This window comes from Pantoea sp. SGAir0430, assembly GCF_043549295.1.
Genome location: NZ_CP039427.1, coordinates 168,103 through 182,168 on the forward strand (window position 1 = coordinate 168,103; position 14,066 = coordinate 182,168).

At 59.3% G+C, this 14,066-nt stretch carries 14 protein-coding genes; 8 read left to right on the top strand and 6 right to left on the bottom strand.

Annotated features, from left to right (window positions below):
• The first annotated feature begins 47 nt into the window (after positions 1-47).
• The 8 genes from E7738_RS00870 (at position 48) to nudK (ending at position 7,884) form a co-directional block, all read left to right on the top strand.
• Positions 48-320 (top strand): YdgH/BhsA/McbA family protein, encoded by a 273-nt coding sequence (locus E7738_RS00870; RefSeq protein WP_058770823.1) that lies wholly within the window; start codon positions 48-50, stop codon positions 318-320.
• Positions 321-610: 290 nt separating this feature from the next.
• The gene (gene ansP / locus E7738_RS00875; protein ID WP_031279802.1) at positions 611-2,113 is read left to right on the top strand and encodes an L-asparagine permease; all 1,503 of its coding nucleotides are present in this window, start codon (positions 611-613) and stop codon (positions 2,111-2,113) included.
• Between the two features lie 163 nt (positions 2,114-2,276).
• On the top strand, positions 2,277-2,747 hold the full coding sequence (napF, locus tag E7738_RS00880; protein WP_241798342.1) for a ferredoxin-type protein NapF: 471 nt from the start codon (positions 2,277-2,279) through the stop codon (positions 2,745-2,747).
• Positions 2,737-3,015: a chaperone NapD gene (locus E7738_RS00885; RefSeq protein ID WP_021508051.1), complete on the top strand. Its 279-nt coding sequence runs from the start codon at positions 2,737-2,739 to the stop codon at positions 3,013-3,015. Before napF ends, E7738_RS00885 begins: the two co-directional genes overlap by 11 nt.
• Positions 3,012-5,498 carry a nitrate reductase catalytic subunit NapA gene (gene napA / locus E7738_RS00890; protein ID WP_394515999.1) on the top strand — a complete coding sequence of 829 codons (2,487 nt, stop codon included), beginning with the start codon at positions 3,012-3,014 and terminating at the stop codon, positions 5,496-5,498. Before E7738_RS00885 ends, napA begins: the two co-directional genes overlap by 4 nt.
• Before the next feature lie 11 nt (positions 5,499-5,509).
• The gene (gene napB, locus E7738_RS00895; protein ID WP_058758336.1) at positions 5,510-5,941 is read left to right on the top strand and encodes a nitrate reductase cytochrome c-type subunit; all 432 of its coding nucleotides are present in this window, start codon (positions 5,510-5,512) and stop codon (positions 5,939-5,941) included.
• A 7-nt stretch (positions 5,942-5,948) separates the two neighbouring features.
• Positions 5,949-6,533: a cytochrome c-type protein NapC gene (napC, locus tag E7738_RS00900; protein ID WP_058758337.1), complete on the top strand. Its 585-nt coding sequence runs from the start codon at positions 5,949-5,951 to the stop codon at positions 6,531-6,533.
• Between the two features lie 772 nt (positions 6,534-7,305).
• Entirely contained in the window at positions 7,306-7,884 is a 579-nt protein-coding gene (nudK, locus tag E7738_RS00905) for a GDP-mannose pyrophosphatase NudK (protein WP_058770821.1), read from the top strand.
• A 71-nt stretch (positions 7,885-7,955) separates the two neighbouring features.
• Here the strand turns inward: nudK and rbsK are convergent, their stop codons facing one another.
• The 6 genes from rbsK to E7738_RS00935 are packed head-to-tail and all read right to left on the bottom strand — an operon-like array spanning position 7,956 to position 14,066.
• Positions 7,956-8,930, bottom strand: coding sequence for a ribokinase (rbsK, locus tag E7738_RS00910; protein WP_058781764.1), 975 nt, complete (start codon positions 8,928-8,930; stop codon positions 7,956-7,958).
• Entirely contained in the window at positions 8,927-9,823 is an 897-nt protein-coding gene (alsK, locus tag E7738_RS00915) for an allose kinase (RefSeq protein WP_021508057.1), read from the bottom strand. The genes rbsK and alsK overlap by 4 nt, the downstream gene beginning before the upstream one ends.
• Complete coding sequence (gene alsE, locus E7738_RS00920; protein ID WP_031279804.1) at positions 9,820-10,512, bottom strand: D-allulose 6-phosphate 3-epimerase; 693 nt, start codon at positions 10,510-10,512, stop codon at positions 9,820-9,822. The genes alsK and alsE overlap by 4 nt, the downstream gene beginning before the upstream one ends.
• A complete protein-coding gene (locus E7738_RS00925; RefSeq protein WP_021508059.1) occupies positions 10,512-11,561 on the bottom strand; it encodes an ABC transporter permease in 1,050 nt (349 codons plus the stop codon). The genes alsE and E7738_RS00925 overlap by 1 nt, the downstream gene beginning before the upstream one ends.
• 17 nt (positions 11,562-11,578) lie before the next feature.
• Positions 11,579-12,568, bottom strand: coding sequence for an ABC transporter permease (locus tag E7738_RS00930; protein WP_021508060.1), 990 nt, complete (start codon positions 12,566-12,568; stop codon positions 11,579-11,581).
• Positions 12,561-14,066: a sugar ABC transporter ATP-binding protein gene (locus E7738_RS00935; protein ID WP_127834415.1), complete on the bottom strand. Its 1,506-nt coding sequence runs from the start codon at positions 14,064-14,066 to the stop codon at positions 12,561-12,563. Before E7738_RS00935 ends, E7738_RS00930 begins: the two co-directional genes overlap by 8 nt.

The following is a 14,066-nucleotide window of genomic DNA, read 5'->3' on the forward strand; positions in this document are numbered from 1 at the left end:
ATACTTTGACGCGTAACCCTTTTCCCGCACGACAACAGGAGCACCTCATGAAGACACGTTATGCCGTAATGACTGCTGCACTGCTTGCCAGCGCATCGTTTACTACCTTTGCCGCCTCGCCGTTGAGCGAGGCACAAACCCAGGACCTGCAAAGCAGCGGCACCGTTTCGGTGAGCGGCGTGCGCGGTTCGCTGGATGACGCCACCCGTCAGCTGTCGCAGAAAGCGGAAGAGATGGGCGCCAGCCACTATCGCGTCATTGGCATGCAGAATCCAGGCGATTCCAGCATGTGGAGCGGCAGCGCCGAGATTTACCGTTAATGCCCTTCATTATTCCCCTCTGGTAGTTTTTTCCTGTAGCCACCGATTACCGGCCACCCCACTGGCCGGTTTTTTTGTGCGTCGCGACGGATTATTACAAATCAACCCGTGCAGTCAGCCAGTAAATTTTGCTTCGTTCATGCAGAACGGGTAGGATTCATCGCCGTAATTTCCCGGCTTGCCGCGCGGCATCGTTCCGCCGCTCAGGGGCCGGTTTTACCCCATTTCGCACTGCCCGGCGCAATCGATTGGTTACGCGGTGATTGATGGACAGGACTAACAGGAAAGCTATGAAATCTACTAAAAAAACGCCAGCCGAACAGCGTGCTGCGAGAAGGCGCTGGCTTAACTCTCACGACACGGGTTACCACAAAGCGATGGGTAACCGTCAGGTACAAATGATCGCCATTGGCGGCGCTATCGGTACCGGTCTGTTCCTCGGTGCCGGCGCGCGTCTGCAGATGGCCGGTCCGGCACTGGCACTGGTGTATCTGGTGTGCGGTATCTTCTCCTTCTTTATTCTCCGTGCGTTGGGCGAGCTGGTGTTGCATCGCCCTTCCAGCGGCAGCTTTGTTTCGTACGCGCGTGAATTCCTCGGGGAAAAAGCGTCCTACGTCGCGGGCTGGATGTATTTCGTTAACTGGGCGATGACCGGTATCGTCGATATCACCGCGGTAGCGCTTTACATGCATTACTGGGGCGCGTTTGGTGATGTGCCGCAGTGGGTATTTGCGCTGGGCGCGCTGGCGATTGTCGGCACCATGAACATGATCGGCGTGAAGTGGTTCGCCGAGATGGAGTTCTGGTTCGCGCTGGTGAAAGTGCTGGCCATCGTGGTGTTCCTGATTGTCGGCGTGGTGTTCCTCGGCAGCGGTAAACCGCTGGACGGCAACACCACCGGCTTCCACCTGATCACCGACAACGGCGGGCTGTTTCCGCACGGTCTGCTGCCGGCGCTGGTGCTGGTGCAGGGCGTGGTGTTTGCCTTCGCCTCGATTGAGCTGGTGGGCACGGCGGCGGGCGAGTGTAAAGACCCGAAAACCATGCTGCCGAAAGCCATCAACAGCGTGATCTGGCGTATCGGTCTGTTCTATGTGGGCTCCGTGGTACTGCTGGTACTGCTGCTGCCGTGGAACGCCTATCAGGCCGGTCAAAGTCCGTTCGTCACCTTCTTCTCCAAACTGGGCGTGCCCTACATTGGCAGCGTGATGAACATCGTGGTGCTGAGCGCGGCGCTGTCGAGCCTGAACTCGGGCCTTTACTCCACCGGACGTATTCTGCGTTCAATGTCGATGGGCGGCTCGGCGCCGCAGTTCATGTCGAAGATGAGTAAGCAGCAGGTGCCGTACGCCGGTATCCTGGTGACCATCGGCGTGTACGTGATTGGCGTGGTGCTCAACTACTACGTTCCGTCGCAGGTGTTTGAGATCGTCCTGAACGTGGCGTCGCTGGGGATTATCTCCTCGTGGGCGTTCATCGTGGTGTGCCAGATGCGTCTGCGCAAAGCCATCAAAGAGGGCAAAGCGGAAGATGTCAGCTTTAAGCTGCCGTGGGCGCCGGTTACCTCGTGGCTGACGCTGCTGTTCCTGGTGAGCGTGCTGGTGCTGATGGCGTTTGACTACCCGAACGGCACTTACACCATTGCTTCAATTCCGCTGATTGCCGTGCTGCTGGTGCTCGGCTGGTTTGGCGTGCGTAAGCGCGTGCAGGCGGAAGCGATGAAAGAGCACGAGCATCATCATGACGATCAGGATGATGCGGCGCCTAAACTGGCGGAAGACAACGCGCGTTAATCGCAGTAATTCTCACCTGCGGGGGCCAGTCGGCCCCCGCTTTTATTTCAAATCTCCTTCTCTTGATCCCGCATCGGGAATTACACCTTTCGGGTGATATAGCCCTTCACAACCTCAGGTTATTTTACGCACCATCTCTACATCCCCGCATTGAGATGAGCCGATGGCGCTGTCGCGACGTGAACTCTTTACCGGGCAGCGCGTCATGCCTGCCGGCGGTATCGCGTTGCCGTGGTGGCGGGGAGAGAGCGGCTGTGACGGCTGCGCCCGCTGCGTACAAACCTGCGAGAGCGGCATTATCCGCATCGCCGCTGGCGAAGCGCCGCAGCTCGACTTTATGCAGGGGGAATGCACCTTTTGCGCCGCCTGTGCCGACGTCTGCCCGCAGCCGCTGTTTCAGTCGCGCGACACTGAACCTTTTAGCCGGCGCATCCGCATCGACAGCCGCTGTATCGCTTTTCTTGGCGTTAACTGTCGCAGCTGCCAGGAGAGTTGTGAGCAGCAGGCGATCCGATTTCGCCTGATGCCCAACGGCATCGGCCAGCCGGAAATCCTTCCGCAACACTGCACCGGCTGTGGCGCCTGTATCGCGCCGTGTCCGGTCTCAGCCACAGGACTGCATCATGACGAATAACGACAGCTGGCACGTATGTGGCCTGGTGATTCAGGCACGTCCGACCGCGATCGCGGCGGTGCGGCAGGCGCTACTGAACTTTGCCGATAGCGACATTGCGGCGGAAGATGCCGCACGCGGCACGCTGGCGCTAACGCTGGGCGCGGCCGACAGCGCCACGCTGCTGAGCAACATTGAAGCCACCCGCAACATCCCGGATGTGCTGGCGGTATCGCTGGTTTATCACCAGCAAGACGAAATTGAAGAACCCTGTAAGGAAGCATCATGAACCTGAGTCGTCGTGATTTTATGAAGGCCAATGCGGCGGCTGCTGCTGCAACGGCTGCTGGTCTCACCATTCCGACCGTGACCAAAGCGGCCACCAGCCTGGCTGAGCCGATTCGCTGGGAAAAAGCGCCGTGCCGGTTTTGCGGCACTGGCTGTGGCGTGCTGGTCGGCACGCAGAATGGCCGCGTGGTCGCCTCGCAGGGCGATCCGCAGGCGGAGGTTAATCGCGGTCTGAACTGCATCAAAGGCTACTTCCTGCCGAAGATCATGTACGGCAAAGATCGTCTGACCCAGCCGCTGCTGCGCATGACCGACGGCAAATTTGATAAGAACGGCGAGTTCACCCCGGTAAGCTGGGATCAGGCGTTCGACATCATGGAAGCGAAGTTTAAGGCGGCGCTGAAAGCCAACGGTCCGGAATCGGTCGGCATGTTTGGCTCCGGCCAGTGGACCGTATGGGAAGGTTACGCCGCATCAAAGCTGATGAAAGCCGGCTTCCGCACCAACAACCTCGATCCTAACGCGCGCCACTGCATGGCGTCTGCGGTGGTGGGCTTTATGCGCACCTTCGGCATGGACGAACCGATGGGCTGCTACGATGACATCGAGCAGGCCGATGCGTTTGTGCTATGGGGATCGAACATGGCCGAGATGCACCCGATTCTCTGGTCACGCCTGACCGCGCGTCGTCTCAGCAATGACAACGTCAAAGTGGCGGTGCTGTCGACCTATCGCCACCGCAGCTTCGAGCTGGCCGATAACGCCATCGTCTTCACGCCGCAGAGCGATCTGGCGATCCTCAACTTCATCGCTAACTACATCATTCAGAACAACAAAGTCGATAAAACCTTCCTGCAGAATCACGTCACGCTGCGTAAAGGCGTGACGGATATCGGCTACGGTTTGCGCCCGACCAATCCGCTGCAGGCGGCGGCGAAAAATCCGGACAACGGCGAGTCGACGCCAATCAGCTTCGATGAGTATGCGAAATTTGTCGCGGAATACACGGTGGAAAAAGCCAGCGCCATGAGCGGCGTAGAGCAGGATCAGCTGATCGCGCTGGCGGAGCTGTACGCCGATCCGAACGTGAAGGTGGTCTCTTACTGGACCATGGGCTTCAACCAGCATACGCGCGGCGTGTGGGCGAACAACCTGTGCTACAACATCCACCTGCTGACCGGCAAAATTTCCCATCCGGGCACCGGACCGTTCTCGCTCACCGGCCAGCCATCGGCCTGTGGCACCGCGCGTGAAGTGGGCACGTTTGCGCATCGTCTGCCAGCCGACATGGTGGTGAACAATGACAAACACCGCGCTTTAGCTGAAAAACTATGGAAGCTGCCGCAGGGCACGGTGCCAGCCAAAGTCGGTCTGCACGCCGTGGCGCAGGATCGCGCGCTGAAAGATGGCAAGCTGAATGCCTATTGGGTGATGTGTAACAACAACATGCAGGCCGGGCCGAACCTGACGCAGGAGCGCATGCCGGGCTGGCGCGATGCGCGCAACTTTGTGGTGGTATCCGACCCGTATCCGACCGTCAGCGCCCTGTCTGCCGACCTGATTCTGCCGACGGCGATGTGGGTAGAGAAAGAGGGCGCCTACGGCAACGCCGAGCGCCGTACCCAGTTCTGGCATCAGCAGGTGAAAGCGCCGGGCGAGGCGAAATCGGATCTGTGGCAGCTGGTGACCTTTGCCAAACGCTTCCGCGTTGAGGACGTGTGGCCAGAGGCGCTGATTGCTCAGCAGCCTGAGCTGAAAGGCAAAACCCTCTACGACGTGCTGTATGCCAACGGCCAGGTGAATCAGTTCCCGCTGAGCGAAGTGGCCGACGACCGCCTTAACGATGAAGCGCGTGAGTTTGGCTTCTATATCCAGAAAGGCCTGTTCGAGGAGTATGCCAGTTTTGGGCGCGGCCACGGTCACGATCTCGCACCGTTTGATACTTATCACGAGGCGCGCGGTCTGCGCTGGCCGGTAGTGGACGGCAAAGAGACGCGCTGGCGCTATCGTGAAGGTTTCGACAGCTATGTGAAAGCCGGTGAGGGCGTACGTTTTTACGGTAAGCCGGACGGCAAAGCCACCATTTTTGCCCTGCCGTACGAGCCGCCAGCGGAAGCGCCGGATGCCGAATATGACCTGTGGTTCTGCACCGGTCGCGTGCTGGAGCACTGGCACACCGGCACCATGACGCGCCGCGTGCCGGAACTGCACCGCGCGGTGCCGCAGGCGCTGCTGTATATCCATCCGCTGGACGCCAAAGATCGCGGTTTCCGTCGCGGTGAGAAGGTGCGCGTGGTATCGCGTCGTGGCGAAACCCTCGCCACCGTGGAAACGCGCGGGCGTAATCAGCCGCCGCAGGGGCTGGTATTTATGCCGTTCTTTGATGCCGGCGTGCTGGCCAACAACATCACGCTGGACGCCACCGATCCGCTGTCGAAGCAGACCGATTACAAAAAATGCGCCGTTAAGCTGGTGAAAATCTGAGGCAGGATGCAATGAAACCTTTTATCACTCTTGTAACCGTTGCCGCCCTGATGCTGGGCGGCGTGGTGTACGCTAATAACGGCGTCGATCTCAATCAGTCACCGGAAGTGACGGCAACGCAGCAGGGCACCATTCATCAGCCCAAAGAGCAGAGCCGCAAGCCGCTGAACTATGTTAATCAGCCGCCGGTGATCCCGCACAGCGTGGAGGGCTACCAGGTGACGAAGAACGTGAACCGCTGCCTGCAGTGTCACGGCACCCAGAGCTATCTGACCACCGGCGCGCCGCGCGTCAGTCCGACGCACTTTACTGACCGCGACGGCGTGGTGAGCAGCACGGTATCGCCGCGTCGCTACTTCTGCCTGCAGTGTCACGTGCCGCAGACCGATGCCAAACCGGTGGTGGAAAACACCTTTAAGCCGGCTGACGGCTTTGGGCAGTGAGGTGACGATGAAACAGAAACTTTTACGTATCTGGCGCTGGTGGCGACGCCCCAGCCGTCTGGCGCTCGGCACGCTGCTGATTCTTGGCTTTGCTGGCGGCATCATCTTCTGGGGCGGTTTTAACACCGCGATGGAGATGACCAACCGCGAGCAGTTCTGTATTGGTTGTCACGAAATGCGCAACAACGTCTATCAGGAATATATGCAGACGGTGCACTACAACAACCGCAGCGGCGTGCGCGCCACCTGCCCGGATTGTCACGTGCCGCACGAGTGGGGGCCGAAGATGATTCGTAAGATCCAGGCGAGTAAAGAGGTGTACGCCAAGATCTTCGGCCTGATTGATACGCCGCAGAAGTTTGAAGAGACGCGTATTGAGCTGGCGCAGAACGAGTGGCGCCGGATGAAGAACAACAATTCGCAGGAGTGTCGTAACTGTCACAACTTCGATTATATGGACTTCACCGCGCAGAAAACGGTCGCCGCCAAAATGCACAGCAAAGCGGTTCAGGACGGACAGACCTGTATCGACTGCCACAAAGGCATTGCCCACCATCTGCCGGATATGAAAGACCAGCCGAACGGTTTTTGATCGCGACCCTGGCCGCGCCTGCCGGTGCGGTATCAGGGTTTTCGTGCCGACCGGTTGAGGCAGCCGCAAACCACACAACATCGTAGCGGCGCGATTTATCGCGCTAAGTTAATCACTGCACAGCTGTCCGGATGCGCAATGAATAGCGCCGCTACGATTCGTGCGGCATTTTATTTCTGCACCTTCATCCTGCACACATCGTAGCAGCGCGATTTATCGCGCCAAGTTAATCACTGCACAGCTGCCCGGATGCGCAATAAATTGCGCCGCTACGATTCGTGCGGCATTTTATTTCTTCACCATCATCCTGCACACATCGTAGCGGCGCGATTTATCGCGCTAAGTTAATCACTGCACAGCTGCCCGGATGCGCAATAAATTGCGCCGCTACGATTCGTGCGGCATTTTATTTCTGCACCCTCATCCTGCACACATTGTAGCGGCGCGATTTATCGCGCTAAGTTAATCACTACACAGCTGCCCGGATGCGCAATGAATTGCGCCGCTACGATTCGTACGGCATTTTATTTCTGCACCATCATTCTGCGCACATTGTAGCGGCGCGATTTATCGCGCTAAGTTAATCACTGCACAGCTGCCCGGATGCGCGATGAATGGCGCCGCTACGACACGTGCCATGAGCGTTGAAAAGGCGTAATACTCAACTGACAGCTTTACGCCATCGCAGGCAATCTGCTCCACAATTCAGATAGTTTTCCCTGCGGCTTCGGCCTATTATCTCAGGCTCCCTCAGCTACGCAGTGGAGCGGCTATGTCGTTAAAGATCAACATCATCAAAGATAAGTTGTTGTCTGATAATTATTTCATTCTGCGCAACTACACCTACGAACTCACCCGCAGCAACGGCGACGTGGTACGTCACAAACGTGAAGTCTACGATCGCGGCAACGGCGCCACCATCCTGCTCTATAACCGCGAAAAAAACAGTGTGGTGCTGATTCGTCAGTTCCGCATCGCGACCTATGTTAACGACAACGCCAGCGGTGAGCTGATTGAAACCTGCGCCGGACTGCTGGATAACGACACGCCGGAAGATTGCATCCGTAAAGAAGCGGTGGAAGAGACCGGCTACCAGGTTGGCAAGGTCGAGAAACTGTTTGAGGCCTACATGTCGCCGGGCGGCGTAACGGAATTGCTGCACTTTTTCGCCGCTGAATACAGCGACGCGCAGCGCGCTAACGACGGCGGCGGCGTGGAAGATGAAGAGATCACCGTACTCGAGCTGCCGTTTCCCCAGGCGCTGTCGATGGTGAAAGAGGGGCGCATTCGCGACGGTAAAACCATTATGTTACTGCACTATGCGCAGCTGATGGGCTGGTTGCAGGCATAACCGCGGCGGTGATTCGCAGGGCCGGCACGAATGCCGACTCTGCAGATGGCAGGGCGCAATGCATTGCGCCACTACGCCATGTGCGTTATTTCCGGGGCATTTAACGGCGTTACTTCACACTCCGGATGAGCCTGCATGCGCGCCAGCGCTTCGGCGTAGGAGGGCATGGAATTGGCCGCGCCGGAACGCTCGACGCACAGCGAGGCAAACGCCGCTGCAAACAGCGCCGCCTGCGGTAACGCATCGCCGGACGCCAGGCGCGCCGCCAGCGCACCGTTGAAGGCATCGCCGGCACCGGTGGTGTCGAGCGGCTGGGCAGGAAACAGCGGAATACGCAGCTGCTGCTCCGCGCTGGAAAGCAGGGCGCCCGCGGTGCCAAGCGTAATAATCACCTGACGCGCGCCCTTACGGTGCAGCACTTCGGCGGCGCGCTGCGCGCTGGCAAAATCGGTCACCTTTATCCCGCTCAGCTGCATCGCTTCGGTGCTGTTGGGCGTTAACAGATCCACCTTAGCCAGCAGCGCATCGCTGACTTTCTGCCACGGTGCCGGATTCAGAATGACAAACGTGCCGCCGGCACGCGCGTTGTCGATCATGCGCTGAATGGCGCTGAGGTTGTTCTCCAGCTGCACCAGCAGAATATCGGCGGCAGCCACGGTGGGCTGACAGCGCGCCACTTCGGCCGCGGTCACGGTGGTATTTGCGCCGGGATAGACCGAAATCATGTTCTCGGCATCATCGCCTGCCACGTAAATCAGCGCGTTGCCGGTGGGTTTCTCTTTACAGGTGAACAGCGTAATAGCGTCGAAACCGGTCTTCTCCAGATGGCGGCGGGCAAAGGTGCCAAAATCGTCATTACCCACCTTACCGATATAGTGCACGCGCGCCCCGGCGCGCAGCGCGGCGGTGGCCTGGTTGGCCCCTTTGCCGCCGGGCCCCATCATGCTGTTGTGCGCCGTGAGCGATTCGCCCGGCAGGGGGAAACGGTTCATCACCGCGACCACGTCGAGGTTGAACGAGCCAAACACACACACTTTTCCTTTCATTGCGCGCTCCTGAACAGCCGTTCTGCGGCGAGGCACGCGCCGCGACAGCCGGTGTGATCGGTGGATTGACTGAAGATGATTTTCAAACCATCCCGCGTGGCCGGCGGCCGTAAATGCTGCTGAATCTGGCTGCGCAGCTGCGCCAGCGGGAAATCTGCCATCGCCAGCACGCCGCCGCCCAGAATCAGGTACTCCGGATCGAGAATGTTCATCTCGGTGGCGATCAGCTGCGCCAGACGCTGCACAAACGCCTGTAGCGCCGGGTCAGAACCGTGATGGGTAAACAGCGCCGACATCGGCGTTTGCGCCGCATTGGCCTGCGCCCAGTGACTTAACCAGTGGCCGGAGGTCACGGTTTCCGCGCAGCCGTGGTTGCCGCACGGGCAGGGCAGCGCGTTACCGGCCACCGGCACGTGGCCGAGTTCACCGGCTCCGCCATGCTGACCATGGTAGAAGCGGCCGTTGATCCACAGGCTGTTGCCCATGCCGGTGCCAGGATACAGACCTACCGCATTTTCCGGCAGCTGTTCCAGCTGCATTAAATCCCACAGCATCAGATGGTTAACGTCTTTATCCATCGCCACCGGCACGCCCAGTCGTTCACTCAGCAGCGCCGCTACCGGCTGGTGATCGAGCGCCTGAATGAACGGCAGTGAAATTACCTGCTGGCGATCGCGGCTGAGAATGCCCGGCAGGCCGAGCATCACACCGCTGACCGGCTGCTGCTCCAGCGTTTCCGCAATCAGCTGCCCGAGTGCGGCCAGCGCATCGGGCTGTTGCGCCCAGCTGGCGGTGGGCACTTTACGAAAGCTGCTCCAGATGCGGCCCGCCTCCATCAACTGCAGACGGGTGCCGGTGCCGCCAATGTCGATACCGAGCCAGCGTGTTGTCATGCCGACACCTGCGCCAGGCCCTGCGCTTCATCAATGCTCTCACGCATCATGTTCCACGCGGTGGCGAGATCTTCGTGAATGTTAAACAGGCCGGAGGTGCCGACAATCAGCACTTCGGCACCGGCACCGACCAGCGTGTTGTAGGTGCGCGTATTACAGGAACCGTCAATCTCAATCAGGTAGCGGTGGCCGTGCGCCTGTTTCAGCGCCTTCAGCTCCTGCACCTTCTGCACCATCTCCGGAATAAACGGCTGACCGGCATAGCCCGGGTCCACCGTCATCACGGTGATTTTATCCAGCAGATGAATGTAATGATGGATAAAGGAGACCGGCGTGGCCGGGTTGAGCACCACGCCCACTTTTTTGCCGTAGCTGCGAATCAGGTTAATCACGCGAAACGCATCACGATTGATGGTTTCAGCGTGCGGGCAAATGTAATCGGCACCGGCATTGGCCACCGCTTCAATAAAGTCGGTCGGCTCTTCCACCATCAGATGCACATCGATCGCCACCTGGGTATGCGGGCGGATCTGCTCAATAAAGAACGGCGACAGGGTGATGTTTTTAACGTAGTGACCGTCCATGATGTCGATGTGCAGGAAGTCAGCGCGGGAGTCCAGCACGGCCAGCTGGTGCTTGATCTCCATCAGATTCATACACATCAACGACGGGGAGACTTGAATACGCATCATACTTCCTTTTTTTCGGTCAGAGGATTAAGCGCCGCGGCCAGTTTGCTGAGCCTGACGGCACGGTGATCGTTAAAGCGCGCTTTGAGTTGTTTGAAGGCCAGCACCACCACCAGCACGGCACCCCACATCGCCAGGCTGACATGCTGGCTGATGTTCATCAGGTTGAAGCCGGTGGAGAGCACCTGCAGCGCAATCAGCGCCAGCACCACGCCGGTCACGCGGCCAAAACCGCCGTTGGGATCGGTGCCGCCGAGAATAATGGCCAGTACGGTCAGCAGCAGGTAGGCATCGCCGTAACCCATGCGCGCCGAGTTAAAGCGCGCCATCATGATCAGACCGGCCAGCACGCACAGCAGGCTGGAGATGACATACACCAGCATCACCATACGGTGGGTATTGATGCCGCTGAACCAGGTGGCGTTGATGTTGCTGCCGCCCATGTAGATGCATTTACCGGCGCGGGTTTTGCCGAGGAACAGCGCCAGCAGCGCGGCGGCAACCAGGAATACCCACAGCGGCAGCGGCATGCCCAGCAGCGTGTCTGAGCCGAGCGACTGCACCACCGGCGGCATACCGCTCACCGCCGCACCTTTGGTCAGCCAGATGCCGATGCCGTTGAGCGTCATCATGGTGGCCAGCGTCACCAGAATCGGGTGCGCGCCGATGCGCGTTACCATCACGCCGGTGATCACGCCAATCACGGCGGCAATCACCATCGCGCCGACGATAGCGATAAACAGCCACAGCAGCTGCTGACCGGTACCGGCATCAGCGGGCAGGGCGCTCATCAGGGTCCAGGCGATGAACAGCGCCGTCAGGTTGGCGGTGGCGATGATGGCGAGGTTCAGGCCGCCGCTGAGGATGGCGATAAACATCGCCAGCGTTAACAGGCCGAGCTCCGGCAGCTGAAACGCCATGCTCATAAAGGTCGAGTCGGTGAGAAAGCGGCCTGGCAGCATGACGCTGAAGGTGGCCAGCGCCAGCGCAATTAACAGCATCAGGCCGATGTTGGTGCCGTCCGGCCGCAGCGCAGAGAGAGATTTCATGGTGATGGCTCCTCCCGTCAGACGAAACTGACGTCGGTTTCTTTACGTTTTTTGTAGTGGGTGACGGCAATCGCCACCATAATCGTGCCGCCGACCACAATGTTCATGAAGTAGTTGGAGACGCCGATCAGATTGAGGCCGTTTTTCAGGATGGCGATCAGGAATACGCCCATCAGCGTGCCGCTGACCGTGCCTTTGCCGCCCATCAGGCTGGCACCGCCCAGCACCGTCGCAGCCAGCACATCCAGCTCACCGCCGACCAGCGCGTTCGGCACTACTTCACCCATGCGGTACACCTGCACCAGCCCTCCAATCGCCGCCATCGCCCCGAGCCAGCCGTAGGCAAACACGTGAATCAATCCCACGCGGATGCCAATGCGCCGCGCCGATTCCGCATCGCCGCCCACCGCATACAGCTGACGGCCCAGATTGGTTTTGTTGAGCAGCAGCGCGGTGAGGGCGGCAATCACCAGCATGATCGCCAGCGGTAAGCCAATCTGAAAACTGTTGCCCTGTACGCTAAACGGCAGCACGCTGCGCAGGGTGATCCACCAGTCCGGCAGCGAGTAGAGGCTTTTGCCGCCGGTAACCCACATCAGCAGACCAAACAGCAACGACTGCATGCTGATGGTAATGATGATCGACACCACGCGCAGCGAGGTGATCAGCAGGGCGTTGATCACGCCAAACAGCGTGCCACAGACGATAGCCAGCAGAATGCTGAGCAGCGCGTTATCAAACTGGAACTGCACAAACAGCGAGGCGATCAGGTATTGCACCACCGACGCCACGGCGGCGAAGGAGATATCGATACCGCCGGTCACCAGCACCACAAACAGGCCGAGGGCGAAAATGCCGGTAACGGCATAGCTTTCCGCCAGATCCAGCAGGTTCTGCACCGTCAGGAACTGATCGCTGGCCAGCGAGAAGAACACCATGAAAGCCAGCAGCACCCAGGCGAGCCAGCCCTGGCTGGAGTGCGGACGTAAACGAGAGAAATCAGGCATTAATCACCTCCGCCAGCTGTTCCTGCGCCACGGTATCGGGTTGGTATTCGGCATGGATGGTGCCGTCGCGGAAGTGCAGAATGCGGTCGCAGTTGTACCAGACCTCCGGCACTTCGTCGGAAATCAGGATGATCGACAGTCCCTCTTTCGCCAGCTCGTGGATCAGCTGATAGATGCTGGCCTTGGCGCCGACATCCACGCCGACGGTCGGCGAGTCGAGGATCAGAATGCGCGGCTGGGTCAGCACCCATTTCGCCAGCACGATTTTTTGCTGGTTGCCGCCGGACAGGGTGGAGATCGCCAGGTTGGGATCGGCCACGCGCACGCCGAGCTGCTGAATCCACTGCAGGATCAGCTTGTTCTTGCGGTATTCGTCGATCAGATGGAAACGGTTTTGTAGCTTATCAAGGATCGGCAGCACCATGTTGTCGGCCACCGACTGCTGCTGCACCAGGCCGAGCGTCAGACGATCTTCCGAAACGTAGCCGATGCCGGCTTTGATGGCGTCTTCGTGCCCGCGAAAACGCACCGGCTTGCTGTCGAGCCAGATTTTGCCACTGTCCGGTTTGGTCATGCCAAACAGCGACAGCGCCAGTTCGGTGCGGCCGGAGCCGAGCAGGCCGCACAGGCCCAGCACTTCACCGGCGTAGAGTTTGAAATTGACGTCGTGATACTGACCAGCGCGCGTCAGCTTCTCCACCTCGAGAATCGCCCGATCGGCGTTGCGCGTTGGCGCTTTTAACTGGTAGTCGAGCTTCAGGCCGGTCATCAGTTCGGTCAGGTGATGCGGCGTCATCTCTCTGGCCGGCCAGCAGCCCATCTTGCGGCCGTCGCGGATCACCGTCACGCGATCCGAAATCTCCAGCACTTCATCCAGCCGGTGGCTGACAAACACCACGCAGATATTCTTGTCTTTCAGATAACGCACGGTGCGCAGCAACTGATTGACCTCGGTACGCGTCAGCGACGCGGTGGGTTCGTCCATGATCACCAGTCGTGCCTCGGCCACCAGCGCGCGGCAAATCGCCACCTGCTGGCGCTGGGCAATCGACAGCGCGGCGACTTTCTCATTCAGATCGAGATCGAATTTCAGCTCATCAATAATGCCGCGCGCGGTGTCGCGCAGCCGGGCCTGACGGTGCCAGCCGAGCAACCCGTTGAGGTTATGCTCAAAGGCGATGTTCTCCGCCACGCTCAAATTGGGGAACAGCGACAGATCCTGGTAAATCACCTGGATACCGAAGTCGCGCGCCTGACGGGTGGTCAGACGCGGGAAACTCTGGCCGTCGCCGAGGGTAATGCGGCTGCCACTGTCCGGGGCGTGCACCCCGGAAATGACTTTAATTAAGGTGCTCTTGCCACAGCCGTTGGTGCCAGCGAGACAGTGCACTTCGCCGGCCAGCAGGGTCAGCGAGATATCGCTCAGTGCGCGGTTGCCACCAAATGTTTTCGACAGGTTGTCGAGCGCAATCAGCGTCTGTGGAGTGACCTCTTGCAT

Coding starts and splice junctions, on each gene's coding strand:
- E7738_RS00870 (WP_058770823.1), top strand. CDS start 48: ATGAAGACACGTTATGCCGTAATGACTGCTGCACTGCTTGCCAGCGCA.
- ansP (WP_031279802.1), top strand. CDS start 611: ATGAAATCTACTAAAAAAACGCCAGCCGAACAGCGTGCTGCGAGAAGG.
- napF (WP_241798342.1), top strand. CDS start 2,277: ATGGCGCTGTCGCGACGTGAACTCTTTACCGGGCAGCGCGTCATGCCT.
- E7738_RS00885 (WP_021508051.1), top strand. CDS start 2,737: ATGACGAATAACGACAGCTGGCACGTATGTGGCCTGGTGATTCAGGCA.
- napA (WP_394515999.1), top strand. CDS start 3,012: ATGAACCTGAGTCGTCGTGATTTTATGAAGGCCAATGCGGCGGCTGCT.
- napB (WP_058758336.1), top strand. CDS start 5,510: ATGAAACCTTTTATCACTCTTGTAACCGTTGCCGCCCTGATGCTGGGC.
- napC (WP_058758337.1), top strand. CDS start 5,949: ATGAAACAGAAACTTTTACGTATCTGGCGCTGGTGGCGACGCCCCAGC.
- nudK (WP_058770821.1), top strand. CDS start 7,306: ATGTCGTTAAAGATCAACATCATCAAAGATAAGTTGTTGTCTGATAAT.
- rbsK (WP_058781764.1), bottom strand. CDS start 8,930: ATGAAAGGAAAAGTGTGTGTGTTTGGCTCGTTCAACCTCGACGTGGTC.
- alsK (WP_021508057.1), bottom strand. CDS start 9,823: ATGACAACACGCTGGCTCGGTATCGACATTGGCGGCACCGGCACCCGT.
- alsE (WP_031279804.1), bottom strand. CDS start 10,512: ATGCGTATTCAAGTCTCCCCGTCGTTGATGTGTATGAATCTGATGGAG.
- E7738_RS00925 (WP_021508059.1), bottom strand. CDS start 11,561: ATGAAATCTCTCTCTGCGCTGCGGCCGGACGGCACCAACATCGGCCTG.
- E7738_RS00930 (WP_021508060.1), bottom strand. CDS start 12,568: ATGCCTGATTTCTCTCGTTTACGTCCGCACTCCAGCCAGGGCTGGCTC.
- E7738_RS00935 (WP_127834415.1), bottom strand. CDS start 14,066: ATGCAAGAGGTCACTCCACAGACGCTGATTGCGCTCGACAACCTGTCG.